23 protein-coding genes and 1 riboswitch are annotated in these 24,315 nt (G+C 73.8%); of the genes, 13 read left to right on the top strand and 10 right to left on the bottom strand.

All coding sequences use genetic code 11. The annotated features are described in order from the left end of the window. Nucleotides 1-3: 3 nt before the first annotated feature. From ACFZDK_RS06640 to ACFZDK_RS06625, 4 genes are all read right to left on the bottom strand, one after another. Nucleotides 4-1,443: an FAD-dependent monooxygenase gene (locus tag ACFZDK_RS06640; protein ID WP_390970414.1), complete on the bottom strand. Its 1,440-nt coding sequence runs from the start codon at nucleotides 1,441-1,443 to the stop codon at nucleotides 4-6. Continuing rightward, entirely contained in the window at nucleotides 1,436-2,641 is a 1,206-nt protein-coding gene (locus ACFZDK_RS06635; protein WP_390970412.1) for an MAB_1171c family putative transporter, read from the bottom strand. Before ACFZDK_RS06635 ends, ACFZDK_RS06640 begins: the two co-directional genes overlap by 8 nt. 23 nt (nucleotides 2,642-2,664) lie before the next feature. Then, nucleotides 2,665-3,237: a hypothetical protein gene (locus ACFZDK_RS06630; RefSeq protein ID WP_390970411.1), complete on the bottom strand. Its 573-nt coding sequence runs from the start codon at nucleotides 3,235-3,237 to the stop codon at nucleotides 2,665-2,667. A gap of 82 nt (nucleotides 3,238-3,319) precedes the next feature. Beyond that, nucleotides 3,320-3,901: an XRE family transcriptional regulator gene (locus ACFZDK_RS06625; RefSeq protein ID WP_390970409.1), complete on the bottom strand. Its 582-nt coding sequence runs from the start codon at nucleotides 3,899-3,901 to the stop codon at nucleotides 3,320-3,322. Nucleotides 3,902-4,176: 275 nt separating this feature from the next. On the opposite strand from ACFZDK_RS06625, the gene ACFZDK_RS06620 reads away from it, so the two are divergent. Next, nucleotides 4,177-5,220: a hypothetical protein gene (locus ACFZDK_RS06620; RefSeq protein WP_390970408.1), complete on the top strand. Its 1,044-nt coding sequence runs from the start codon at nucleotides 4,177-4,179 to the stop codon at nucleotides 5,218-5,220. Between the two features lie 215 nt (nucleotides 5,221-5,435). Here the strand turns inward: ACFZDK_RS06620 and ACFZDK_RS06615 are convergent, their stop codons facing one another. Then, nucleotides 5,436-6,089 carry a phosphotransferase gene (locus tag ACFZDK_RS06615; RefSeq protein ID WP_390970406.1) on the bottom strand — a complete coding sequence of 218 codons (654 nt, stop codon included), beginning with the start codon at nucleotides 6,087-6,089 and terminating at the stop codon, nucleotides 5,436-5,438. Nucleotides 6,090-6,144: 55 nt separating this feature from the next. After that, a riboswitch (cobalamin riboswitch) is annotated at nucleotides 6,145-6,274 on the top strand. Nucleotides 6,275-6,383: 109 nt separating this feature from the next. On the opposite strand from ACFZDK_RS06615, the gene ACFZDK_RS06610 reads away from it, so the two are divergent. The 6 genes from ACFZDK_RS06610 to ACFZDK_RS06585 all read left to right on the top strand — a co-directional run bounded on the left by ACFZDK_RS06610 (nucleotide 6,384) and on the right by ACFZDK_RS06585 (nucleotide 12,576). Next, nucleotides 6,384-7,601 carry a prenyltransferase/squalene oxidase repeat-containing protein gene (locus ACFZDK_RS06610; protein ID WP_390970404.1) on the top strand — a complete coding sequence of 406 codons (1,218 nt, stop codon included), beginning with the start codon at nucleotides 6,384-6,386 and terminating at the stop codon, nucleotides 7,599-7,601. Beyond that, entirely contained in the window at nucleotides 7,598-8,215 is a 618-nt protein-coding gene (locus ACFZDK_RS06605; RefSeq protein WP_390970402.1) for an SCO2322 family protein, read from the top strand. The genes ACFZDK_RS06610 and ACFZDK_RS06605 overlap by 4 nt, the downstream gene beginning before the upstream one ends. A gap of 94 nt (nucleotides 8,216-8,309) precedes the next feature. Beyond that, nucleotides 8,310-9,413, top strand: coding sequence for a CbiQ family ECF transporter T component (locus ACFZDK_RS06600; protein ID WP_390970400.1), 1,104 nt, complete (start codon nucleotides 8,310-8,312; stop codon nucleotides 9,411-9,413). Further along, nucleotides 9,410-11,020 carry an ATP-binding cassette domain-containing protein gene (locus ACFZDK_RS06595; RefSeq protein WP_390970398.1) on the top strand — a complete coding sequence of 537 codons (1,611 nt, stop codon included), beginning with the start codon at nucleotides 9,410-9,412 and terminating at the stop codon, nucleotides 11,018-11,020. The genes ACFZDK_RS06600 and ACFZDK_RS06595 overlap by 4 nt, the downstream gene beginning before the upstream one ends. After that, nucleotides 11,017-11,826: an ECF transporter S component gene (locus ACFZDK_RS06590; RefSeq protein ID WP_390970396.1), complete on the top strand. Its 810-nt coding sequence runs from the start codon at nucleotides 11,017-11,019 to the stop codon at nucleotides 11,824-11,826. Before ACFZDK_RS06595 ends, ACFZDK_RS06590 begins: the two co-directional genes overlap by 4 nt. 336 nt (nucleotides 11,827-12,162) lie before the next feature. Continuing rightward, a complete protein-coding gene (locus tag ACFZDK_RS06585) occupies nucleotides 12,163-12,576 on the top strand; it encodes a transglycosylase SLT domain-containing protein (protein ID WP_390970394.1) in 414 nt (137 codons plus the stop codon). A 122-nt stretch (nucleotides 12,577-12,698) separates the two neighbouring features. On the opposite strand, the gene ACFZDK_RS06580 is transcribed toward ACFZDK_RS06585, so the two are convergent. After that, nucleotides 12,699-13,940, bottom strand: a complete 1,242-nt coding sequence (locus ACFZDK_RS06580) for a cytochrome P450 (protein ID WP_390970392.1) — start codon at nucleotides 13,938-13,940, stop codon at nucleotides 12,699-12,701. Nucleotides 13,941-14,201: 261 nt separating this feature from the next. Between ACFZDK_RS06580 and ACFZDK_RS06575 the strand changes: the two genes are divergently transcribed. Next, a complete protein-coding gene (locus tag ACFZDK_RS06575) occupies nucleotides 14,202-15,371 on the top strand; it encodes a steroid 3-ketoacyl-CoA thiolase (protein WP_390970390.1) in 1,170 nt (389 codons plus the stop codon). A 152-nt stretch (nucleotides 15,372-15,523) separates the two neighbouring features. After that, nucleotides 15,524-15,835 carry a hypothetical protein gene (locus ACFZDK_RS06570; protein WP_390970388.1) on the top strand — a complete coding sequence of 104 codons (312 nt, stop codon included), beginning with the start codon at nucleotides 15,524-15,526 and terminating at the stop codon, nucleotides 15,833-15,835. Nucleotides 15,836-15,890: 55 nt separating this feature from the next. Here ACFZDK_RS06570 and ACFZDK_RS06565 read toward each other — a convergent pair whose 3' ends face one another. Next, nucleotides 15,891-17,927: a phosphatase PAP2 family protein gene (locus ACFZDK_RS06565; RefSeq protein ID WP_390970387.1), complete on the bottom strand. Its 2,037-nt coding sequence runs from the start codon at nucleotides 17,925-17,927 to the stop codon at nucleotides 15,891-15,893. Nucleotides 17,928-18,301: 374 nt separating this feature from the next. Between ACFZDK_RS06565 and proP the strand changes: the two genes are divergently transcribed. The 3 genes from proP to ACFZDK_RS06550 all read left to right on the top strand — a co-directional run bounded on the left by proP (nucleotide 18,302) and on the right by ACFZDK_RS06550 (nucleotide 21,896). After that, nucleotides 18,302-19,678, top strand: coding sequence for a glycine betaine/L-proline transporter ProP (gene proP / locus ACFZDK_RS06560; protein ID WP_390970385.1), 1,377 nt, complete (start codon nucleotides 18,302-18,304; stop codon nucleotides 19,676-19,678). Between the two features lie 250 nt (nucleotides 19,679-19,928). After that, entirely contained in the window at nucleotides 19,929-21,113 is a 1,185-nt protein-coding gene (locus tag ACFZDK_RS06555) for a DUF2330 domain-containing protein (RefSeq protein ID WP_390970383.1), read from the top strand. Between the two features lie 111 nt (nucleotides 21,114-21,224). Next, a complete protein-coding gene (locus ACFZDK_RS06550) occupies nucleotides 21,225-21,896 on the top strand; it encodes a class I SAM-dependent methyltransferase (RefSeq protein ID WP_390970382.1) in 672 nt (223 codons plus the stop codon). A gap of 22 nt (nucleotides 21,897-21,918) precedes the next feature. On the opposite strand, the gene ACFZDK_RS06545 is transcribed toward ACFZDK_RS06550, so the two are convergent. Then, a complete protein-coding gene (locus ACFZDK_RS06545) occupies nucleotides 21,919-22,308 on the bottom strand; it encodes a hypothetical protein (RefSeq protein ID WP_390970380.1) in 390 nt (129 codons plus the stop codon). Between the two features lie 103 nt (nucleotides 22,309-22,411). Between ACFZDK_RS06545 and ACFZDK_RS06540 the strand changes: the two genes are divergently transcribed. Next, nucleotides 22,412-22,879, top strand: coding sequence for a DnaJ family domain-containing protein (locus ACFZDK_RS06540; RefSeq protein ID WP_390970378.1), 468 nt, complete (start codon nucleotides 22,412-22,414; stop codon nucleotides 22,877-22,879). Here ACFZDK_RS06540 and ACFZDK_RS06535 read toward each other — a convergent pair. Both ACFZDK_RS06535 and ACFZDK_RS06530 read right to left on the bottom strand, forming a co-directional pair. Continuing rightward, entirely contained in the window at nucleotides 22,868-23,572 is a 705-nt protein-coding gene (locus tag ACFZDK_RS06535) for a hypothetical protein (protein WP_390970376.1), read from the bottom strand. The genes ACFZDK_RS06540 and ACFZDK_RS06535 overlap by 12 nt on opposite strands. Nucleotides 23,573-23,577: 5 nt before the next feature. Further along, nucleotides 23,578-24,234, bottom strand: a complete 657-nt coding sequence (locus ACFZDK_RS06530; protein WP_390970374.1) for a hypothetical protein — start codon at nucleotides 24,232-24,234, stop codon at nucleotides 23,578-23,580. Nucleotides 24,235-24,315: the final 81 nt, after the last annotated feature.

Raw genomic sequence — 24,315 nt, 5'->3', positions numbered from 1 at the left:
CGGTTACCTCTCCAACCCCGCCGCCGCCCGCTCCGCGACCGACAGCGGCACCTCCCCCAACGGCACCTTGCGCCCGCCGAAGAAGATGTTCCACAGCATGTCGGGCGCGAACAGCCGCGTCGGCGGTGTCGTCAGGCTCATCACGTCGAGCAGCCCGTGCAGCGCGCGCGGGTTGCCCGAGCCCGCCGCCACCGCCTTGTCGACGTACGCCGTGAGCAGGCGTTCCACGGCCGTCGGCGGCTCCGGTGCCGCCCCCGGGTAGTAGGCGTCCTGCCCCACCGCCAGATTCCACGCGTTGCCCACCGGCCGGGCCACCGCGCGCTGGATACGGCGGGCGGTGCCCAGCGCACCCGCGTCATGCCGGTCGAGCACCTCGCGGACCGCGATCGCGCTCTGCGCGGCGACCGAGAGGCCGTGGCCGTAGACCGGGTTGTAGCCGGCGACCGCGTCACCGACCACCGCGAACCCCTCCGGCCAGGCGGGGGCGTTCTCGTAGTAGCGGCGGCGGTTGGCCGTGCTGCGGGTGGTCACCGGGTCGGTCAGCGGCCGGGCGTTCGCGATCAGCCGGCCGATGATCGGGTCCTTGAGGCCGGTGAGCGCGAAGTGCTCGAACTCGGCAGGTTCGGCGGTCGGTTGGCCACCGCGGGTGCCGCAGACGGTGACCAGCCAGCGGCCGCCCTCGATGGGGAGGAGGACCCCGCCGCGGCCGGGGGCGTTGCGCGGGTCGGCCTGGACGTTGACGACGGGGTAGCGGGGCAGGGCGGCGGTGGCGGGCGGGGCCTCGTAGACGCGGCTGGCGTAGGCCAGCCCGGCGTCCACGACGCGTTCCGTGACCGGCGGCAGGCCCAGTTCCGTCAGCCACTCGGGGGTCCGGGAGCCGCGGCCGCTCGCGTCGATCACGAGATCGGCGAGCAGGACGCCGTCACCGCCGCTATCGGAGTCGGTGCCGGAGACACGTATGCCGGACACCCGGTCCCGGTCGCCCACCAGCCCCGCCACCCGGGTGCCGTCCCGCAGTGTCACCCTCGGCCTGGCCAGCACCTCCGCCCGGACCACCGCGTCCAGCAGGTCCCGGCTGCACACGATCATGCTGTGCCGCGAGTCGGTGAACCGCCGGAACCACTGTCCCGTCGGCGCCTTGCTCACCAGGTCCTTCATCACGTCGACGAGGCCGGCGCCCCGGCCGACCAACTCCTCGGTGACGCCCGGGAGCAGGTCCTCCAGGGCGGCCACGCCACCGGACCACAGGAGGTGCGCGTGCCGGGCCTGCGGCAGGCCCTTGCGGTGCTCGGGGCCCTGCGGCAGCCGGTCGGCCTCGACGACCGTGACCTCGTGGAAGCGGGTGGCGAGGACCGAGGCGGTGAGCAGTCCGGCGGTGCTGCCGCCGATGACGATCGCGGTGCGACGGCCCGCTGCGGTTGCTCGGTCGGGCATGTCAGGCATGGGTGCTGAGACCTTCTGTGGCGGCCGCCTGCCGGCGGAACGTTTCTATGACCGGTGCGTGGACCCGCAACGCGTGCGCCACGGACTCCAGTTCGCTGTCAGGGACATCAGTGGGGGCGTCGTCGTGGCCTTGGGTGGGTTGGACCGTGGTCGGGCCGTCGCCCACGGCCCGCGACGCGTCCACCGCCACCAGGATGTCGACCGCCGCCGCGATCCCGCGCGCGGCGGACCCGTCGTACCCCTCGGCCGTCGCCTGGCGCCGGACCCGCTCGCGCCGCTCCCCGCTGAGCCGGGAGGCGAGCCTGAGCAGGCCGTCGTTGATGGCCGCCCGGCGCAGTTCCAGCCGGAGTTCGGCGCCCGAGACCCGGCCGGTGGCCGGGGCGGGGGCCGCACCGACGGTCAGCATCGCCCGCCACAGCGGCTCCAGTCGCCGGTGGGTGCGGCGCAGCCGCCGTTGTTCCTCGCAGAGCGGGCCGACCTGGCCGGCGAGGAAGCCGACCGAGACCAGGAACGCCTCGGCGATGGCGAACGGCGGGGCGACGTACGTGGAGAGGTAGTCCCAGTCGTGGCCCGTCCAACGGGCGGCGACGGCGGCCGTCTTGGCGACGTCGAAGACGAACCCGAGCGCGTAGGCGACCTGGAGGCAGACCACGGCCCGGCGCAGCCAGGTGTCGGCGATCTCCTGGAACCAGGCCCACAGGATGCTCGCGGCGACCACGGCCGACACCATGTGCGCGAGGAGGTAGAGCATCGTGTGCTCGCGCATCCAGGGGGTGTTGGCGTAGTAGGTGTCGAGGTCGCGGAGCCGTTCCACGTGGTGGTCGCCGAGGGCGAAGGTCACCCAGAGGCCGACGATGATCACGGCGTACGCGGCCCACACCAGGCGGGTCCTGCGGCGCCGGGCGGCGGACGGCGGTTCGCGCCAGGTGATGATCAGCCAGAGGCAGGCGCCGGAGTAGGCGGTCAGCAGCGAATAGACCCAGACACCGGCGAAGTTGGGCACGCCGGTGAGCTCGTTGATGCGGTGCAGGTTGCCCGGCGGGAGCGAGGCGAAGACGATCGCGCCGATGCCGAGCAGCAGGGCGGTGGCCCGCAGGATCGGGTCCTGCCAGGCGCGTCTGAGCAGCGGCAGTTTGATCACGAAGGCCACGGCCATCAGTACGGCCGGGATCGCGTAGGCGGCGAAGGAGCCCGCCATGTCCCAGTGCCGGCCACCGCCCATCACGGGCCGCCGATGTTGCCCAGCGAGGACGACAGCCGGTCGGTCAGGGTGTCCTGGGTGGTGCGGCCGGTCGCCGCGTACGGCCCGACCACCTTGCGGAACTTGGCGGCCAGCCGCAGCCCGCACTCCTCGGCCTCCCACTCGGCCTGCGCGGCGGGGGCGGCGGGCGAGCGGGTGGCCAGCGCGACGACCCGGTCCCAGGGAACGTCCTCGTCCGACCGGGCGAGCAGCCGGCGGGCGGCGGCGGGCGTGCCGTCCGGGTAGTGGACGTCCAGCGTGCCGTAGTGGATATGGCCGATCTCGTGCCCGGCGATCACGAACTTGTGGGCGTCGGCGGCCCGTTCCTCGACCACGACGATGTACTCGTCGTCCGTGGCGAGGGTGATTCCGGAGACGTCGAGTCCCGGCGGGAAGGCGACGAACCTGAGGCGGACCGGGCGGTCCAGTGCCGGGCCGAGGGTGGCGCACAGCGCGTGCAGGAACGCCTCGGGTCCGGTCGGCGGTTCCAGCGTGCGGGCGGTGTCCCGGACGAGCCGGTCGAGGAACCGCTTGGGCGATCGTCTCGGGCTCATGCGTCGTCGTCCTCGCGGGCGGTCGGCGTCGTTCCTAAGGGCATGGGGTGTCCTCGAAGTCGTGAGTCGGCCTGCTCCGGGCTCAGTTGGCGGCACCCTCGGAGGTGATGATCATCTCGGCGAGGTCGGCGAGGGTGGCGAGCTGCCGGGCGTTCATCTGCGGGGCGCGGGCGGCCAGCCGGCCCAGTCCGCTCTCGCGCAGCCGGGACAGCGGGTCGGCCTGCGCCTCGTACCACTGGAGCACCGGCTGGAGCGCCTCGTAGAGCGCCTCGGGTTCGTCGGCGGTGAAGAAGCCGGGCGGCAGGCCGAAGAACCGCCGTAGCCGGTCGGTGTGTTCGAGGCTCGGCAGGCCGCTCTTGCGCCATTCGCTCAGCCACTGTCTGCTGGTGCCGGCGATCGCCGCCAGCTCCCCCAGCGAGTACCGCTTGCCGTCGGGCCGGCGGCGGTTCTCCCGGATGAAGTCCAGCCGCTGCCGCACCCGTTCGGCGAGTCCCGCCTCGGGCGCGGCCCGGCCGGCGAGCAGTTCGGCGACGGCTCCGACGGGGATCCCGGTGCGGTACGACAGTTCGGCGACGTCCAGCACCTCGGACAGCCGCCCGGGCCGTCCGGTCAGCTCACCGAGCCGTTCCAGAACGCCGGTCAGCGGGGCATGGGCGTCACTCACCAAGGTCCCCCTGAACACATGTCAACGACCGTTCGGCGCCGGCGGGTGGCCCGGCCGAGCAGACGCGAGGCTATCGAATCCTGCGTCCCGGCCACCAGACATGACAAGGACCACTGCGGAACAGGGCAGCAATCGTTGACATATGACGGTCCGGCAGGAAAGGATCACGTCACCAGGCCGCGGTCTAACCGACCCGCCCCGGGTGCCGCCGATGGGGGAGCGGCACCCGGGGCGACCAGCCGCCCCGCCTCCTCCCCAGAAGGTGAGGCGAACCGATGTCGCAGCCTGTCCTGCTCCTCGGGGCCGGTCGCCGGCGTGCGTACGACGAGTTCGTCCTGACGCGCATCGCCGCGGCCCGCCCGGTGGTGCTGGTGGACCCCGCGCCGCCCGACTGGGCACGTCCGTGCCTGGCCGGTCATCTCGCGGCGGACCCCGGCAAGGACGGGGCGACGGCATCGGCGGTGGTACGGTTCGCGGCCCGGCACCGGGTCCGCGGTGTGCTGACCCACTCGGGCGAGTACGCGGTCGCCGCCGCCAGGATCGCCGGGCAGTTGGGGCTGCCCGGCCTCTCCCCCACCACGGCCGCCGCCTGTGCCGACCCGGCCGCGCTGCGCGCGCTGCTGGCCGACCGCACGGTCCCGGTCGACGATCCGGCCGCCGGTCCGGGCGCGCCCCGGGTCTCGGCCGAGACGGTCGTCCTGGACGGCGAGATCCGCATCGCCGCCATCACCCGTACGACCCTGGGCCGGGCCCCCGCCCGGCAGCCGCTGCGGCATCTCGTGCACGCCCACGACGGCCTGCTGCACAACCGTTTCCTGCGGCTGGCCGTCGACCGCACGGTGCACGCCCTCGGTCTCACCCGGGGTGTCCTGCACATCGGGCTGACCCTCACCGACCGCGGCCCCCGGGTCACCGGCGTCACCCCGCACCTCCCGGGCGACCTGATCCCGCTCCTGGTCCGGCGGGCCACCGGTGTCGACCTCGCCCAGGCCGCCGCGGCGCTCGCCACCGGCGAGGTTCCGGACACCACGCCCACCCGGCAGCGGGCGGCCGCGATCCAGTTCGCCTACCCGGCCGCCACCGGCCGCCTCGACCACCTGGACCTCTCCCCCGACGCGGCCCAGGAACCCGGCGCCGACCGCATGATCCTCACCCAGGACACCGGCAACCACGTCACCGAGGGCCCGCACGCCACCGCAGCCGACCGGCTGGCCCTCTGGGTGGCGACCGCCGACACCCCCTCCGCCTGCGAGGACGCCCTCCGCCGCATGGCCCGCCACCTCACCGCCCACATCGCCCCGTTCGCCACGGCGGCCTAGCGGACGGCGGAGCCCACCCGCCCCGACCCGCGAACCCGAAGCCAGACCGGCCGACAGCCCCCGAAGCCCGACGGGGCGACGGGGCGACGGGGCGACGGGGCGACGACCCGGAGCTCGGCCGATCGACTCGCACGGCCGCAACGCGACCAGCCGACAAGCCTGGAGCAGAGGTAGCCGACCGGCAGAGCCGAGGCCGAGCCGACCGGCCCGCCGGCCTACAGCCCGGTCAGTCGGCGTATCAACTTCTCTGCCTCGCCCAGGAGTTCGACCTCCCGGTGGCTCATCGTCGGGTTGAGCGCGCGCCGTCGGAGTGCCTCCGTCAGTCCGGCTTCGGTGAGTTCGGAGGGGTCGGTGAGGAGGGCCGCCAGGAGGGGGTGGACGTCCGGCATGTCGCCGACGGCGACCTGGGCGAGGATCACCGCGGACATGGCCCAGTCGAGGCCGGGCGGGCCGTCCTCCGCGTTGGTCCAGTCGATGACCCGGGGACCGTCGGGGGTGAGCATCACGTTGTCCGGATGCAGGTCGAGGTGGAGCACGCGGGCGCCGGGGTCGGCCGGGTCCCGCCCGGGCACGGCGTGCAGCCGCCGCAGCAGCGAGGCGAGCAGCGCGCCGCCCTCCGCCGGGCCCATCTCCCCCGACAGCAGCACCGCCAGCATGGTCGGCCCCGCCAGCCGCTCCATGACCAGCTCGGTACGGGACCCGGAGGGCCGCACCCGGGGCGCCGGGTACCCGTGCTCCCGTACGTACGTCATCACCGCGCCCTCGGCCGCCGCGTCCCCCCAGCCCTCGCGGTCCCGGCGCAGCACCCACGCCTCGTCGATCTCGTACACGTCGGCCGAGCGGCCCGAGCCGAGCAGTCTCCCCGTCATGGCATGACCATAACGAATCGGTACGGCGCACAGCCGCCTCTCAGTTCCTTGTAGACGGCCGGTAAAGTAGCCGGGTCGTCATCACCCGTACGGGGGGAAGCCGGTGCAATTCCGGCGCTGACCCGCAACCGTGAACCGCCGCCGGCGGTGAGCCGGACTGCCCCGCCCGGGACGTTGACCGGCTCAGGTGCGCCGGTGTCCGCCGGCGCACGGCACCGTCGAGGTTCGCGGAGCCGAGCCGCCGGGGTGTCCCGTGCTGCCCGGCTCCCCCGCAGGGAGAGGCACCCGCCGACCATGAACGTCCTCCGCCGCAGCGCCGCGGTGCTGGCCGCCACCGCCGTCATCGGTGCCGCCGCACCCGCCACGGCCGCACTGGCCGCCGGCACCCCGTCCCCGTCCGCCCCTGCCGTGCTCCCGTCGGGCCTGTACGGCAGCGCGGACCCCACGTTCGACGGCGTCTGGCGCCAGTCGCTCGCCCTGCTCGCGCAGCGCACGGTCGGGGTGACCCCGGCCGCGAAGGCGGTGGACTGGCTGGCCGGACAGCAGTGCGCGAGCGGCGCGTTCGCCGCGTTCCGCGCCGAGCCGACGGCGGCCTGCGACGCCAAGGTGACCGTCGACACCAACAGCACGGCCGCCGCCGTACAGGCGCTGAAGGCCGTCGGCGGGCACGACGCCGCCGCGGACAAGGCCGTGACCTGGCTGAAGTCGCAGCAGAACAAGGACGGCGGCTGGGGCTACGCCCCGGGCTCGCCCAGCGACACCAACTCCACCGGCGTGGTCGTCGGCGCGCTCGCGGCGGCCGGCGCGAGCGCGGACAGGTCGCCGTACGGCCTCCTCGCCACGTGGTCCATCCCCTGCGGCCAGGACGGTGGCGGCGGCCTCGCCTACCAGCCGGACAAGCAGGGGAAGCTGACCGCCAACGCGGACGCGACGGCCGCCGGGGTGCTCGGCGCCCTCGGCAAGGGGTTCGCGCCGACGGCCGGGAAGGCCCCGGCGGAGGGCTACGTCTGCGCCAACTCCGACCAGGCCCTCACCCGGCAGGAGGTCGCCCGCAACGGCGCGGAGTACCTCGCGGACGCCGTCGACGAGAAGGGCTACCTGGTCTCCGCGCTCGCCGGTGCCAAGCCCCAGCCGGACTACGGCAACACCGCCGACGCGGTCGTCGCCATGGCCGCGCAGGGCTGGACGCGGACGGCGAAGAAGCCGTACGCCTGGCTGGAGGCCAACTCCGCGCAGTGGGCGAGGCGGAGCGGGCCCGCGGCCTACGCCGAACTGGTCTTCGCCGCCCACGCGATGGGCAAGGACCCGCGGGACTTCGGCGGCACGGACCTGGTGACGGCGCTCAACGCGACCGGGCCCGCCCCGCAGGCGGCTGCCACCGGGCACGCCGAGGAGAAGAACGACGCGAAGAAGTCGTCGGGCACCGACGTGTGGTGGATCGTCGGCACGGGTCTCGTCGCCGGGATCGGCATCGGCTTCCTGCTCAGCGGCCGCCGGAAGCAGCAGCCGTGACCGCCGTCCGCCGTGCGGTGCTGCTGCTCATGGCCGCGGTGGCGCTGTGCGTGGCCGCCGTTCCGGCGCAGGCCGTCGGGTACCGCTACTGGTCCTTCTGGGAGCGGGACGGCTCGCGCTGGACGTACGCCACGCAGGGGCCCTCCACCGCGCGGCCCGGCGACGGCTCCGTCGAGGGTTTCCGGTTCGCGGTGAGCGAGGACTCCGCGGACGCGTCGCAGCCGCGCGGTACGGCGGACTTCGGGAGCATCTGCGGCGGCACGGACGCCGTCGCGGGGAAGAAGCGGGTGGGGCTGGTCGTCGACTTCGGTACGACGGCCGACGCGCCGTCCGGGGAGCGCCCGCCCACGCGGCGGACCGCGTGCGCGGTGGTGGCCGGGGACGCGACGACGGCGGAGGCGCTGGCGGCGGTGGCGAAGCCGTTGCGGTACGACGCGAACGCGTTGTTGTGTGCGATCGCCGGGTATCCCCAGAAGGGGTGCGGGGAGGCGATGACGGCGGACGGTACATCGGGCGGTGGCGGGCCGTCGGTAGGGGTGCTGGCCGGGGCGGGAGTCGTCGTGGTTCTTGCCGCGGGGGCGTTCTGGCAGGCGCGGCGGCGGAAGAATGCGTGAGCGTCACAGTGCGGGTGCGTGGGGGCTGGTCGCGCCCACGCGGCGGAGCCGCACATGTCTCGGCCCCGCGCCCCTGACGGGGCGCTGTGCAGCCGTGTCCCACCCAGCGAAACCCCCTGCCCCCCGGCACCAGCACCGCTCCCCCGTCCACCCCGGCGCCTGGTGGCTCTGGTCGCTCTCGCTCGGGGTTGCCGCGTCCAGGACCGGGAACCCTCTGCTGCTCGCGCTGCTCGTCACCGTGACCGCCTATGTCGTGGCCGTCTGCCGGAGCCGGTCCGCCCCTTGGGCCCGCTCCTACGCCGGCTTCGCCAAGCTGGCTCTCGCCGTGCTGCTCGTGCGGCTCGCGTTCACCGTCGTGCTCGGCTCGCCGATCCCCGGTTCGCACACCCTGGTCACCCTTCCCGAAGTCCCGCTGCCGCAGTGGGCGCAGGGCATTCGGCTCGGGGGCCCGGTCACCGCCGAGGCGGTGGTGTTCTCGCTGTACGACGGGCTTCGGATCGCCACGCTGCTGATCTGCGTCGGGGCGGCGAACGCGCTCGCGAGTCCGGGGCGGTTGCTGAAGTCGCTGCCCGGGGCCCTGTACGAGCTGGGCGTGGCCGTGGTCGTCGCGCTCACGTTCGCGCCGAACCTGATCGCCGACGGGCGGCGGCTGCGGGCGGCGCGCAGGCTGCGGGGCCGTCCCGACTCCGGTGTCCGCGGGCTGCTGCAGGTCGGACTCCCGGTCCTGGAGGGCGCGTTGGAGCGTTCGGTGGCCCTCGCCGCCGCGATGGACGCGCGGGGTTACGGCCGCAGCGCCGATGTCCCCGCCGGGGTACGGCGTACGACGGCCGCGCTCACCCTCGGCGGTCTGCTGGGCGTCTGCGCGGGGACGTACGGGCTGCTCGCGGCCGACGGCGGTGGCTACGGGGTGCCCGTGCTGCTCGCCGGGGTCGTCGCCGCGCTGGCGGGGCTGCGGCTCGGGGGCCGGCGTTCGCTGCGGACGCGGTACCGGCCGGATCCGTGGGACGCGCGGGCCTGGCTGGTGTCGGGTGCGGGGGCGGCCGTCGCCGCGCTGATCACCGTGGCGGCCGTGCGCGATCCGGACGCGCTGCGTCCCGGGGTCGTACCGCTGGTCGCCCCCACGCTTCCGCTGTGGCCGGCGGCCGCCGTGCTGCTGGGTCTGCTGCCCGCGTTCGTCGTGCCGAAGGAGCCGTCGTGATCCGTTTCGAGGATGTCTCGGTGACGTACGAGGGCGCGGCCGGGCCGGCCGTCCGGGGCGTCGACCTCGAGGTGCCGGAAGGCGAACTCGTGCTGCTGGTGGGGTCGTCGGGCACCGGGAAGTCGACGGTGCTCAACGCCGTGAGCGGGCTGGTGCCGCACTTCACCGGGGGCACCCTGCGCGGCCGGGTGACGGTCGCGGGGCGCGACACCCGTACCCACAAGCCGCGCGAACTCGCGGATGTGGTCGGCACGGTGGGGCAGGATCCGCTCGCGCACTTCGTGACCGACACGGTGGAGGAGGAACTCGCCTACGGGATGGAGTCGTTGGGGATCGCCCCGGCCGTGATGCGGCGGCGGGTGGAGGAGACCCTCGATCTGCTCGGGCTCGCCGAGCTGCGGGGCCGGTCGATCGCCACGCTCTCGGGCGGGCAGCGGCAGCGGGTCGCGATCGGGTCGGTGCTCACCCCGCACCCCCAGGTCCTGGTCCTCGACGAACCGACCTCCGCGCTCGACCCGGCCGCCGCCGAGGAGGTGCTGGCCGTCCTGCAGCGGCTGGTGCACGACCTGGGGACCACGGTCTTCATGGCCGAGCACCGGCTGGAGCGGGTGGTGCAGTACGCCGACCGGGTCGTGCTGCTCCCGGAGCCCGGAGCGGCGCCGGTGTGCGGGACGCCCGCCGAGGTGATGGCCGTCTCGCCGGTGTGTCCGCCGGTGGTGGAACTGGGGCGGCTGGCGGGGTGGTCGCCGCTGCCGATGACCGTGCGGGACGCCCGGCGGCAGGCGGGCGGGCTGCGTGAGCGCCTCGCCGGGCGGACACCGGCACCGGCACCGCGGCACCGGGCGGCCGGCGCCGCCGCCCTCGCCGAGGTCCGCTCGCTCGCCGTCCGCCGGGACCGGGTGGACGCGCTGCGGCACGTCGATCTCACCGTCGCGCCCGGCGAGACCGTGGCCCTGATGGGCCGTAACGGCGCCGGGAAGTCCACGCTGCTGAGCGCCCTGGTCGGGCTGGTGGCGCCGGGCTCCGGCACGGTCCGGGTCGGCGGCGCGGTGCCGCATCGGACGCGTCCGCGTGACCTCGTACGCCTGGTCGGTCTGGTCCCGCAGGAGCCCCGGGACCTGCTGTACGCCGACACGGTGGGCGCCGAGTGCGCGGCCGCCGACCGGGACGCGGGGGCGGCGCCCGGGACCTGCCGTGGTCTGGTGTCCGGCCTGCTCCCCGGGGTCGCGGACGACACCCACCCCCGTGATCTGTCCGAGGGGCAGCGGCTGGCGCTCGCGCTGGCCGTCGTCCTGACCGCCCGGCCGCCGCTGCTCCTGCTCGACGAGCCGACCCGGGGTCTGGACTACGCGGCGAAGGCCCGCCTGGTGGATGTGGTGCGCGCGCTCGCGGCGGACGGGCACGCGGTCGTGCTGGCCACGCACGACGTGGAGCTGGCCGCCGAGCTCGCGCACCGGGTGGTGCTGCTCGCGGAGGGGGAGGTGATCGCGGACGGGCCGACGGACGACATCGTCGTCTCCTCGCCGTCCTTCGCCCCGCAGGTGACGAAGATCCTGGCGCCGCGGCGGTGGCTCACGGCGGCCCAGGTGAGGGAGGCACTGGCATGACGGACCCGGTGCGGCTCGGTCCCCGCTCGCTCGCCGCCCTGCTCCTGGTCAGCGCGGTCGGGGTGGTCGCGATCGGCTGGCCCTTCCTCGCCCCGCCCTCCTCCCGGATCGCTTCGCACGCCCAGGACGCGCCCTGGCTCTTCGCGGGTCTGCTGGTGCTGCTGGTCGCCGTGCTCGGGGCGACGATCTCCGAGTCGGGGCTCGGCCCGAAGGCGGTGGCCATGCTCGGCGTGCTGGCCGCGACCGGGGCGGCGCTGCGGCCGATCGGCGCGGGCACCGCCGGGATCGAGCCGATGTTCTTCCTGATGGTGCTGAGCGGGCGGGTGCTCGGGCCGGGCTTCGGGTTCACCCTCGGCTCGATCACGATGTTCGCGTCCGCGCTGCTCACGGGCGGGGTGGGGCCGTGGCTGCCGTTCCAGATGCTGGCGATGGGCTGGTTCACGATGGGGGCCGGGCTACTGCCGGGCGCCGGACGGCTGCGCGGGCGGGCGGAGCTGGCGCTGCTGGCGGTCTACGGCTTCGTGGCCGCCTTCGCCTACGGCATGACCGTGGACCTGGCGGGCTGGCCGTTGCTGAGCGGCACCGCCTCGAACATCGCCTTCGACCCGGACGCCGGGCCCGCCGCCAACCTGGCCCGGTTCCTCGCCTACAGCCTGGCCACCGCCATGGGCTGGAACCTGGGCCGGGCCCTGTGCACGGTCGTCCTCACCCTGGTGCTCGGCCCGGCGCTGCTGCGGGCGCTGCGGCGGGCGACCCGCAGGGCCGCTTTCGAGACCGCGGTCACGTTCGACGGCCCCGGGGCGTGAGGCGTCGTACGCACGCGGTGACGCGACCGGTGAAGCACCCCACATGACGCAGGTCACCTACGATCCGGGACAGTAGTCAGACTTATCCGATATGCCCGATTCGCCAGGCCTGCTGACCTGCGCATTGAGAGCCACGCCACACAACGGACCATCGACGCCTATGCGACCACAACTAGTAAAAGGGGTGATTGCGGGCAGGGTTCCGGGCTGCTTATCTGGACGACGTCGCCAGGCGCCACGAGCCCACAGCGGGCCGCGGCGCCGACGCATACGGACACCGCCTCCCGCGGATTCCGGAGCACGGCGACTTCCTGTCCCCGACGAACGAGGTTCTCCGTGTCCGTGTCCATCATCCGCCGCATCGCTTCCCCGAAGAAGGTCCTCACCGCCGCCGCCGTGGCCGCCGCCACCGCCGGTATGGCACTGAGCGCGGCGCCCGCCCAGGCCGCCACCTCCTCGGCCTCCTCCGCCCAGGCGATCGCGCACAAGATGATTCCGGACGCCGCGCAGTTCAACGCGTTCAGCAAGATCGTCTCGCACGAGAGCGGCTGGAACCCCTCCGCCACCAACTCGTCCTCCGGCGCCTACGGCCTGGTCCAGGCCCTGCCCGGCTCGAAGATGGCGTCCGCCGGCACCGACTGGAAGACCAACCCGGCCACCCAGATCAAGTGGGGTCTGGACTACATGAACTCCCGCTACGGCAGCCCCACGGCCGCCTGGAGCTTCTGGCAGGCCAACGGCTGGTACTGAGCCGCCTGACCAGCTCCCCCTGCACTTCCGGCACCCTCGCCCCTTTCTCCTGGGCGAGGGTGCCGACGCATGCCCGGACGGGCCGGCGGCGCCGGGAGCCGTCGGCCCGGGTTCGGAGGGGACTACGGCCGTTCCGTGGTGACCCGGAGGTGCTTCACGCCGTTGATCCACGCCGAGCGGAGCCGGTCCGGGTCGCCGACCAGCCGCAGGTCCGGCATCGCGTCGGCGATGGCGTTGAAGATCAGGTCGATCTCGAGGACGGCCAGGGACTTGCCGAGGCAGTAGTGCGGGCCGCCGCCGCCGAAGCCGAGGTGGGGGTTGGGGTCGCGGGTGATGTCGAAGGTGTCGGGGTCGGTGAAGACCTCGGGGTCGTGGTTGGCCGAGGCGTAGAAGACGCCGACCCGGTCGCCCTTGCGGATCAGCTTGCCGCCCAGCTCGGTGTCCTGGGTGGCGGTGCGCTGGAAGGAGTTGACCGGGGTGGCCCAGCGGACGATCTCCTCGGCGGCGGTCGCCGGGCGCTCGCGCTTGTAGAGGTCCCAGGCCTCGGGGTGGGTCAGGAACGCGTGCATGCCGTGGGTGATGGCGTTGCGGGTGGTCTCGTTGCCGGCCACCGCGAGCATCAGCACGAAGAAGCCGAACTCGTCGGAGTTCAGGTTGCCCTCGTCCTCCGCCGCCACCAGCGTGGAGACGATGTCCTTGGCCGGGCACTGCTTGCGGTCGGCGGCCATGTTCATCGCGTAAGCGATCAGCTCGGTGGCCGACTCGGCGCCCACCTCCTCGGTGATCGCGTACTCCGGGTCGTCGTACGAGATCATCTTGTTGGACCAGTCGAAGATCTTGGCCCGGTCGTCCTGCGGGATGCCGATCAGCTCGGCGATCGCCTGGAGGGGGAGCTCGCAGGCGACCTCGGTGACGAAGTCGAAGGGTCCGGAGTGCGCGCGGGCCGCCTCGACGATCGCGCCGGCCCTGCTGCGCAGCCGCTCCTCCAGGGCGCGGATGGAGCGCGGGGTGAAGCCGCGCTGGATGATCTGGCGGACCCGGGTGTGCTCCGGCGGGTCCATGTTGAGCAGGATCAGCCGCTGGGCGTCGATCGCGTCCCGCTGCATGTGCTCGCCGAAGCGGATGATCGCCGTGTTGAGCCAGGACGAGAAGATCTCGGGGTGCGTGGAGACGTACTTGACGTCCGCGTGCCGGGTGACGGCCCAGTAGCCGTCGTCCGCGAACCCGGCGAGGCCGTGCGGCTGTTCGATCCAGCGGACCGGCTCCACCTGGCGCAGCTCGGCGAACTCCGGGAGCGGCACCCGGTGGTGGAGCAGATCGGGGTCGGTGAGGTCGAACCCGTCGGGCAGCGCGGGACAGGGCATTGGCGACTCACTCCCACCGTGTACGAGCCTGGACAAGTGTTCTGACGGTCCATCAGAAATGGACGGCTGCCGCGACGGTAATAACGGGTTCTACAAGTCGCAAGGGGCACGGGGGCTCCAATTACATGCAACCCCCTTGCGGTTGTGGACAGGCTGTCAGCAGACTGCACACAGAACTAGTACGCGTTCTAGTTCTGCGTGGCGGGCCGGGCCGGGACGCCCCTGCGCCGCGCGGGTGACCGAGGAGAGGACCGAGCCCCCATGGCCGCGGAACCCGTGATCGTCGAAGCCGTACGCACTCCCATCGGCAAGCGCGGTGGCGCGCTCGCCAACCTCCATCCCGCCTATCTCCTGGGCGAGACCTACCGAGAACTCCTCGGCCGCACCGGCATCCCCGCCGACTGCGTCGAGCAGATCGTCGGCGGCACGGTGACCCACGCCGGCGAGCAGTCCATGAACCCCGCGCGCACGGCCTGGCTGACCATGGGACTGCCGTACGAGACGGCGGCGACGACCGTCGACTGCCAGTGCGGCTCCTCGCAGCAGGCCTCGCACATGACCGCCAACATGATCGCCGCCGGGGTCATCGACGTCGGGATCAGCTGCGGGGTCGAGGCGATGTCCCGCGTGCCGCTGGGCTCCGGCTCCAAGCACGGGCCGGGCAAGCCGTTCCCCGACGAGTGGAACGTCGACCTGCCCAACCAGTTCGAGGCCGCGGAGCGCATCGCCCGCAACCGGGGCCTGACCCGCGCGGACGTCGACGCGCTCGGACTGCTCTCGCAGGAGCGGGCGGCGCACGCCTGGGCCGAGGAGCGCTTCAAGCGGGAGTCCTTCGCCGTCCAGGTGCCGACGACGGAGGAGGAGCAGCACGCGGGGCAGGGCATGTGGCGCCTGGTCGACCGGGACGAGGGGCTGCGGGACACGTCGGCGGAGGCGCTGGCGGGCCTCAAGCCGGTCATGCCCACCGCCGTCCACACGGCCGGCAACTCGTCCCAGATCTCCGACGGCGCCGCCGCGATCATGTGGGCGTCGAAGCGGATGGCCCGCGCCCTGAAACTCCGCCCCCGGGCCCGGATCGTCGCCCAGGCCCTGGTCGGCGCCGACCCGCACTTCCACCTGGACGGCCCGATCGACGCGACCCGCGCCGTGCTCGGCAAGGCCGGCATGTCCCTCAAGGACATCGACCTGGTCGAGATCAACGAGGCGTTCGCGTCCGTGGTCCTGAGCTGGGCCCAGGTCTTCGAGCAGAACCTCGACAAGGTCAACGTCAACGGCGGCGCGATCGCCCTCGGCCACCCGGTGGGCTCCACCGGCGCCCGCCTCATCACCACCGCCCTGCACGAACTGGAGCGCACGGACAAGGAGTTCGCCCTGGTCACCATGTGCGCGGGCGGCGGCCTGGCGACCGGCACGATCATCCAGCGGCTGTAGGGGAGTTGCGCTCCGCTTGAGCGATGTGCCCGCCTCGCGGACCGGAAGCCCACAGCAAGAGATTTCACCCCATCCGTACGACAACAGGAAGGACGCGAAAGAGACGCGTACCGGGACCGTCGCCCCTGCGCGCGGGAGTCGGGACGGTGGCGATGACCCTCGTCGGAACCTCGCTCCTGAGCGCGGGCGCGACCGTCTCGGCCTCGCCCCAGGACACGGCACCCTGGAACTCCGCCGTGCTCGCCTTCGCCCGCGTGGCCGAGCGGCTCCCGGGCCGGCTCGTCGCGGCCGGCCCGGCCGCCGCGGCACTGCTCCAGGCAGCCGCCGCGCCCCATGCGGTGATGAGCCTGGTCCGGGACGCGGCCGGCGGTCTGCCGCTGTACCTGACCGCCGAATGCGCCGCGCCCGCCGGGGCGGGGTACGTCCTCGCCGTCACCGGCCGGGAGGCGATGCGGCGGCTGTGACGGCCGGGTGAGCGGCACCGGCCCCGCCTCCCACGACCGGGAGGCGGGGCCGGCGTCAGTTCGGTGCCGGCACCGGCTCCCGGCCCTCCTCGGTGACCGCCGCCGCCTTCACCAGGCGGGCCCGCGGCCCCTGGAGCAGGTAGCCGACGCCGAAGCCCGCGCCGACGACCGCCGCGCCGCCCACCGCGTCCAGCACCCAGTGGTTGCCGGTGGCGATGATCGCCGAGACCGTGAAGAGCGGATGGAGCAGGCCGAGCGCCTTCATCCACCACTTCGGGGCGACCACGGCGATCACGATCCCGCACCACAGCGACCAGCCGAAGTGCAGGGAGGGCATCGCCGCGTACTGGTTGGTCAGCTGGGTGAGGGTGCCGTAGTCCGGCTTGGCGAAGTTCTGCGGGCCGTGGACCGTGTCGATGATGCCGAGGCCCGGCATCAGCCGGGGCGGGGCCAGCGGGTAGAGCCAGAAGCCGATCAGGGCGAAGCCGGTGGCGAAGCCGAGGGCGGTGCGGGCCCAGCGGTAGTCGACCGGGCGGCGGACGCAGAGGACCGCGAGCACGCTCAGCGGGACCACGAAGTGGAAGGACTCGTAGTAGAAGTCGAAGAAGCTCCGCAGCCAGCCGACGCCGAACACGGCGTGGTTGGCCCAGTGCTCGATGTCGAGGTGCAGGAACCGCTCGATGTCGTGGATCTGGTGCCCGTGGCGCTCGGCCCGGAGCCGGCCGCTGGTGCCGTCCCCTCCCCCGGCGGCGGCGAGCCGGACCTGCTGGTAGGCGAAGTAGACGAGCCGCATCGCCAGCAGTTCGAGGAAGAGGTTGGGGCGGGTCAGGACCCGGCGCAGCGAGGACGTCAGCGGTATCCGGCGGAAGCGGGACGGGACCGGCTGCGCGTAGTCCGTGGGGACCGGCCGGGCGAACTCCGGGGCGGTCCGGGACAGGAAGGGCACGAGCGTGGCCGCGGCCAGCGCCGCGAGCAGCACGGCGTTGTCGCGGACGGGCACGAACAGCGCCAGGTTCGGCAGCAGCGCCTTTGCGGGCAGGGTCATCACCAGGACGACCACGACCGGCCACACCGGGCGGTCGGCGGCCCGCCGCCCGGCCCGGCCGACCACCGCGAGCAGCACCCACAGCAACTGGTGCTGCCAGGCGGCCGGCGACACCGCCACCACCGCGCAGCCGGTGATCGCCACCGCGAGCAGCAGCTGCCCGTCCCGGGCGTAGCGCACCGCGCGGCGCAGCGCGAGGACGGCCACGGTCGCGGCGAGCGCCAGGAACAGGACGATCTCCAGCGGCCCGCTCAGCCCGAACCGCAGCAGCGCGCCGTGCAGCGACTGGTTGGCGAGCGCGTCCGCCTTGCCGCCGAGGCCGGTGCCGGCGATGTGGTGGATCCAGTAGGTGTACGAGTCGTGCGGCATCGCCGCCCAGGCCAGCGCCGTGCCCGCGGCGAAGGTCGCGCCGGTGGCGAGGGCGGCCCGGCGGCGGCCGGTGAACCACAGCAGCGGCGCGAACAGCAGCACGGCCGGCTGGAGCGCGGCGGCCAGGCCGATGCACAGCCCGCTGCTCCGCTCCCCGCGCACGGTGAAGCAGCCGAGCAGCACGAGAAGCACCGGGATGATGCTGGTCTGGCCGAGCCAGAGCGTGTTGCGGACCGGCAGCGAGAGCATCAGCAGGCTGATCGCGACCGGGGCGGCCAGCAGTGCGGTACGGCGGCTCACCGGCTGGGGCAGCGCCCGGGCGGCGACCAGGCCGAGGGCGACCACCAGCAGCAGGGTGCCGAAGGTCCAGCCCCAGCCGAGGGCCTGCTCGGCGGACCGGGTGAGCGGCTTGAGCACCAGCCCGCCGAAGGGGGTGCCGGTGAACCGCGTCGAGTCGTACAGCGACCCGTTGACGTGCAGCACGCCCTCGGGTCCGACCCAGGTCTCCAGGTCCGTCAGCCGTTCCGCGCTCGGCGTGCGGAGCACGACGGCCAGCTGCCGTACGACGAGGACCGCGGCCACCGCCCACAGGCCGAGCCGGACCCTCCTGAGCCGCGCACCGGCCTCCGCCCCGCCGAAGGCGTCCCCCGCCCGCCCTCTGTGCTCCACGTTCGCCACGCCCCGTCGGCCTCCCGCCCCGTCCCGCACATCGCTCGTTCGCTCCGAGAACCCTATGAGGCTCCCACCACCTCTGGACAGAGACGCAGGCAACCCCCTCTTCACCTGACGTCCGCCCGCGTTTGGTCCGGAAGACGATAGTGGGCAGGGGGTGCGGTTGCCTCCACGGAGCGCGACAAGGATCACAGTGCGCCCCCCGCGCACGCCCTCAGGAGCAGGCCTGCGCCCCTGCATACACCCCGTTTAGCTGCACTATGCATCGAAGCACGTACGCGACGTAACGCCCCCAAGTCCCCCTATGGTCACTTTTCGACCCGTCCGCCGCCGCACGGGCCGCGCCCCTTGTCCCCCACGAAAGGCAGGCGAGCCCCGTTTTGGCGACCGCCACAGCTGTCACCCCGTCCGTCCAGGTCCCCGGCCCCCGCGCCGCCTCCCCCGCGCCCACGGTCACCGACCCCGCGCTGGTGAAGCGTGCCGTGAAGGCGGCCGCGCTCGGCAACGCCATGGAGTGGTTCGACTTCGGCGTCTACAGCTACATCGCCGTGACGCTGGGCAAGGTCTTCTTCCCGTCCGGCAACCCGACCGCCCAGCTGCTCTCCACGTTCGGCGCGTTCGCCGCGGCCTTCCTGGTCCGCCCGCTCGGCGGCCTGGTCTTCGGCCCGCTCGGCGACCGGGTGGGCCGCCAGAAGGTCCTCGCCGTGACCATGATCATGATGGCGGCGGGCACCTTCGCGATCGGCCTGATCCCCTCCTACGCGACGATCGGCGTCGGCGCCCCGATCCTGCTCCTCGCCGCCCGCCTGGTGCAGGGCTTCTCCACCGGCGGCGAGTACGCGGGCGCGTCCACCTTCATCGCCGAGTACGCCCCGGACAAGAAGCGCGGCTTCTTCGGCAGCTGGCTGGAGTTCGGCACGCTGGCCGGCTACATCGGCGGCGCCGGTCTGGTGACCCTGATGACGGCCCTGCTCTCCTCCGACGACCTGACCGCCTGGGGCTGGCGGATCCCGTTCCTGATCGCGGGCCCGATGGGCATCATCGGCCTCTACCTGCGGATGCGGCTTGAGGAGACCCCGGCGTTCGCCGCGGAGGTGGCGAAGTCCGAGCGGTCCCGCCCCAAGGTCCCCCTGCGCGAGATGATCACCGGCCAGTGGCGGGCCCTGCTCCTCTGCATGGCCCTGGTCCTGGTCTTCAACGTCACGGACTACATGCTGCTGTCGTACATGCCCAGCTACCTGACGAGCGAGCTGAAGTACGACGAGACGCACGGCCTCCTCGTCGTCCTCGGCGTGATGGCGCTGATGATGATCGTCCAGCCGTTCGCGGGCGCCCTGACCGACCGCGTCGGCCGCCGCCCGGTGATCGCCGCGGGCTGCGCGGGCTTCCTCTTCCTCTCCGTCCCCGCGCTCCTCCTCATCCGAGACGGCAGCCTCCTCGCGGTCGCCCTCGGCATGGGCGCCCTCGGCCTCCTCCTGGTCTGCTTCACCGCAGCCATGCCCGCCGCCCTCCCCGCCCTCTTCCCCACCCGCGTCCGCTACGGCTCCCTCTCCATCGGCTTCAACATCTCCGTCTCCCTCTTCGGCGGCACGACCCCCCTCGTCGTCACAGCCCTCATCGGAGCAACCGGAAACATGATGATGCCCGCCTACTACATGATGGCCGCCGCAGTGATCGGCGGCTTCGCGGCCTGGCGCATGACGGAGACGGCGGGCAAGCCCCTTCCGGGCTCGGCGCCTTCCGTGGAAGCGGCTTGACAGGAGCGCCCCAAAGGGGCGCGGGGCTGTACCGACGTGCGGCTCCGCCGCGCGGGCGCGACCAGCCACCCGCACCCGACCACCGACCACAAGCCCCCGGCACATACCCACCTGCGCCTTCGAACCAACCGACCGCCCCGTCCGTACCGTCGGTAGACAGACGGTGGCTGTCCGGAACGGCGACTGGTACCACGCCCTCCGCTATACCGTCTGAAGTCCTGATCGACGGTAGGGCGGAGGGCATCGGTTCATGAGCGGCCAGCGGCGACGCAGACACTTACTCGCGGTCCTCCTCATCCTCGCCGCCCTCCAGCTCGGCAGCCTCGCCGCCCCGGCGTACGCCTGCGCCTGCGGCGCCCTCGTCCCCGACGCCGACCGGCAGGTCGCCGTCGGCCGCGAGGAGTCGCTCCTGCGCTGGGACGGCACCCGCGAACAGATCGTGATGCGGCTGACGGTGACCGGCGACGCCGACCGCGCCGCCTGGATCATGCCCGTCCCGCACCGCGCCACCGTCGCCCTCGCCGACCCCGCCCTCTTCGACCAGCTGCACACCCTCACCGCCCCGGCGCACCGCACCCGCCACCACTTCTGGCCCCAGGACGGCGACTGGCCTTTGACCACCGGCAGCGGCTCACCCCCCGGCCCGCCCCGCGCCACCCAGCCCCCCGGCGTCGGCGTGGTCGACCGCCGGCGGCTCGGCCCGTTCGACGTGGCCCAGCTGACCGCCACCGATTCCACCGCCCTGGACGGCTGGCTGCGCAGCAACGGCTTCCCCGTCCCGCCCCGCCTGAGCGCCGCCCTCAAGCCGTACGTCCAGCACCGCTGGGAGTACGTGGCGGTCAAGCTCGCCCCTCAGACCGCGGACACCGCGCTGAACGGCGCCCTCGACCCGCTCCACCTCTCCTTCGCCAGCGACCGGCCGGTCTACCCGATGCGGCTGTCCCGGCTCGCGGCCACCCCGCAGTCGCTCGGCCTGTACGTCCTCGCCGCCCACCGCATGGAGCCGACCGCGGCGATCGGCGGCGAGCGTCCGAGGGTCGTCTTCGCCGGCCGCCTCAGCCACCCGTCCGGCGACCTGCGCGAGCTCGCCGCCGGCACCCCGTACCTGACGGCGATCGGCCAGGAGTTCCCGCAGCCGTCCCGGATCTCCGCCGACCACGTGCTGCGGCGGGCGTCCTCGGACACCCCCTTCCGGCAGGTCGTCTACGCGGACCGGCTGCGCGAGGTGGCCGGGATCCCGGCCTGGCTGCTGACGGTCGGCGGTGCGCTGCTGCTCGTCGGCACGGCCGTCTCGCTGGCCGCCGTACGCCGCTCCCGCCGCCCGGCCGGACCGCCCCCACCGCCGACAGCGCCCCCGCCCCCCACACAACCGCCGACCCCGCCCATGCCACCCGCGCCGCCCGCGCCGCCCGAGCCGCCTGCGCCGATCGGCTGAGTTCCGTCCGGCACCGGGGCGATGGATCACCGGTGCGTCCGCCGCCTCAGTAGTGCTATCCAGGTAGCTGTGACCGGACAGCTACCCGGACAGGCGAAAGGCAGCGGACGCATGAGCGGCTCTCAGCTCTGGGACGACGTCGACTTCTACTTCACCAGCCACCTCTCACCGGACGACGAGGCGCTCCAGGCGGCCCTGCGCGAGAGCGAGGCCAACGAACTCCCGCACGCCAACGTCACCGCCAACCAGGGCAAGCTGCTCCAGCTCCTCGCGCAGATCCAGGACGCGCGGAACATCCTGGAGATCGGCACCCTGGGCGGCTACAGCACCATCTGGCTGGCCCGTGCCCTGCCCGCCGACGGCAGGCTGATCTCGCTGGAGTACAGCGCCCGGCACGCCGAGGTCGCGGTCCGCAACCTCGCCCGCGCGGGCCTGGAGCGGGTGGTCGAGGTGCGGGTCGGGCCCGCCCTGGAGTCGCTGCCCAAGCTCGCCGACGAGAACCCGGCCCCCTTCGACCTGGTCTTCATCGACGCCGACAAGGCCAACAACCCGCACTACGTGGAGTGGGCGCTGCGGCTCACCCGCACCGGCAGCCTGATCGTCGTCGACAACGTGGTGCGCGGCGGCCGGGTCGTCGACGCCGAGAGCGCCGAGCCGGACGTGGTCGGCACCCGCGCCGCGATCGAGCTGATCGCCGCCCACCCGAGGCTGACCGGGACGGCGATCCAGACGGTCGGCAGCAAGGGCTACGACGGTTTCGCGCTGGCCCGGGTGCTCGACTGAGCGGCGTCTCGCGGGGTGCGGCTCAACCCTCGTGGTAGAAGCCCACGTTGACGCTGCGCGGGGCGGTGCGGTCCCGGACGACGATCTCGCCGGAGCCGCCCCGGGGCAGCGCCACCGTGCCGCCGTAGGTGAGGGTCTGGGCGTACTCGCCGACCTTCAGCAGCACCTCGGAGGAGGGTTCGGTCTGGGAGCCGCGCAGCCAGGTGACCTGCCAGCCGCCCTCGGGCCCGCACAGGAACTCCAGGTGCACCCGGGAGACGAACAGCCAGTCGTCCGGCGTGGTGAGCCGGCAGACCGAGGCGTCGCGGCCCACCCGCAGCACGGCGCCCGGGTCGCTGGGCGCGTCGGCCATGAGCATTCCGGCCGTCTCGCCCGTCTCCCCGGATACGGAGGCCATGGTGAGTTCGAGCACGTGCGTTCCCCCTGCGCGGTTCCTGGGTCTTTCCTGAGATCCGTCCTGGATCTCGGCCGCATGATAAAACGCCCGGCGGGATCACGTCCGGCACAATGGAGTCATGACCGAGCGAAAGCCACCCGGGGTGCCGTTCGAGTCCTGGGTCGACAAGCAGATCCACGACGCGCAGCGGCGCGGTGAGTTCGATCAACTACCGGGCGCGGGCGAGCCGTTGCCGGCCGTCCTGGACGCGCCGTACGACGAGATGTGGTGGGTCAAGCGGAAGCTGGCCCGGGAGGGCCTCGCGCTGCTGCCGCCGACGCTCGCGCTGCGCAAGGAGGCCGAGGACGCTCTGGCGGCCGCCTACACGGCTCCCTCGGAGCGGATCGTCCGCACGATCATCACCGAGGTCAACGTCAAGATCCGCGACATGATGTTGAAGCCGCCGCCCGGCCCCCCGCTGGGCAAGAAGCCGTACGACGTCGAGGAGGTCGTACGGGAGTGGCGGGAGCGCCGGACGGCGGCGGGTGCGGGTGCGGTGGACGCAGGGGACCCGCAGTCCCCGCGGTCCCCTGAGTCACAGGCTTAGCAGCCGGTCCGCCAGTTCGCGGTAGTCGCGCAGGGCCAGCCGGAGCTGTTCGGTGTCGGCCGCCGCGCCGGAGCCGTCCGCCCCGCCGGACCGCCAGCTGCCGCGCAGGGTGCGGCGGCGGCGCTCGACGGCCTCGGTGACGCGGGCGCCGAGTTCCTCGACGGCCCGGTCGGCCTCCTCGACGGCGGCGCGCGGCTCGTCGACGAACCCGCTGACCGCGTGCCGCAGGCGCCGCTCCAGCCGTCCGCACTCCTCGTGCGGCAGCAGCCGTCCCCCGCGCCCCGCGTCCGCCCCCTCGTGGCCGGGGCCGTCCCCGGCCACGAGCACCGCCGTCCCGGGCGCCTCCCGGCCGCCCCCGCGCGACGACTCCTCCGGCCCCGCCGGGACGTCGCCCCGGCCGGTCGCCGACCCCCCACGTCCCGCCAGCACGCCACCGCCGGAGCCCGAGGCATCGTCACCCCGGCCGGTCGCCGACCCCCCACGTCCCGCCAGCACGCCACCGCCGGAGCCCGAGGCATCGTCACCCCGGCCGGTCGCCGACCCCCCACGTCCCGCCAGCACGCCACCGCCGGAGCCCGAGGCATCGTCACCCCGGCCGGTCGCCGACCCCCCACGTCCCGGCAGCGCGGCGCCGTCGGGGTCCGTGGCGTCGTCGGCCGGGCGGCGGGCGGGTCCTGTCCTCGCATCGGTCATGTCGGTCAACTCTCCTTCGGACGGCCCCGGTCGGCGGACCGGGGTGCTGGGCCACCGGTGTCGGCGCCGACGGCGGCGCGGTGGCGGGCGTGTTCGCGGGACGACGAGGTCGACGGGGTGACCAGGTCGTCGAAGAGGAGGCGGGCCTCGATCAGGGCGGTCCGCATCTCCTCGGTGCCGGCCCGGCTCTGCGGGCTGCCGCCCACGGGCGCCGCCGCGGCGCGGTGGACGCGGCGGTAGCCGTCGACGTGGTCGGCGTGGTGCACCGAGAGCGCGGCCACCTGGTCCTCGTACTCGGCACCGGCCGGGAAGCCGCGGGCGGCCGCCAGTTCGGCGAGCAGCCGGTCGATCTCGGTCACCGACTCGCGGGGCGAGTCGACGAAGTGTTCCTGCGCGGCCGTCCAGCGGGCGGCGAAGCGTTCGCGCTCCGCCGGTTCCAGGGGCCTCTCGTGCAGGCCGCCGTGGCGGTCCAGCCGCCCGGCGAGCTCCCGCTCGGCCGCCTGGGTGTCACCGCCGTGCTGGGCGACGGCACGCTCGTACTCGGGCCCGAAGCGCCGCTTCAGACCGCCCGGGCCGCGGCCCCTGGCGCGCGCGGACAGTACGGCCGCGACGACGACCACGGCGGCCACGATCACGATCGCGATGATCAAGCCTGGGGACATGGGTGCCCTCCGGTGTCTCGGCCCGACGGGCCGGCTCGCCCTCCGGGTGACCCGCGCGGCCGCCCGCAAACCGCCGACGGG

It is taken from the genome of Streptomyces sp. NPDC007901 (genome assembly GCF_042959465.1).
Taxonomy (GTDB): domain Bacteria; phylum Actinomycetota; class Actinomycetes; order Streptomycetales; family Streptomycetaceae; genus Streptomyces.
This window is presented reverse-complemented; position numbering and strand designations above follow the sequence as displayed.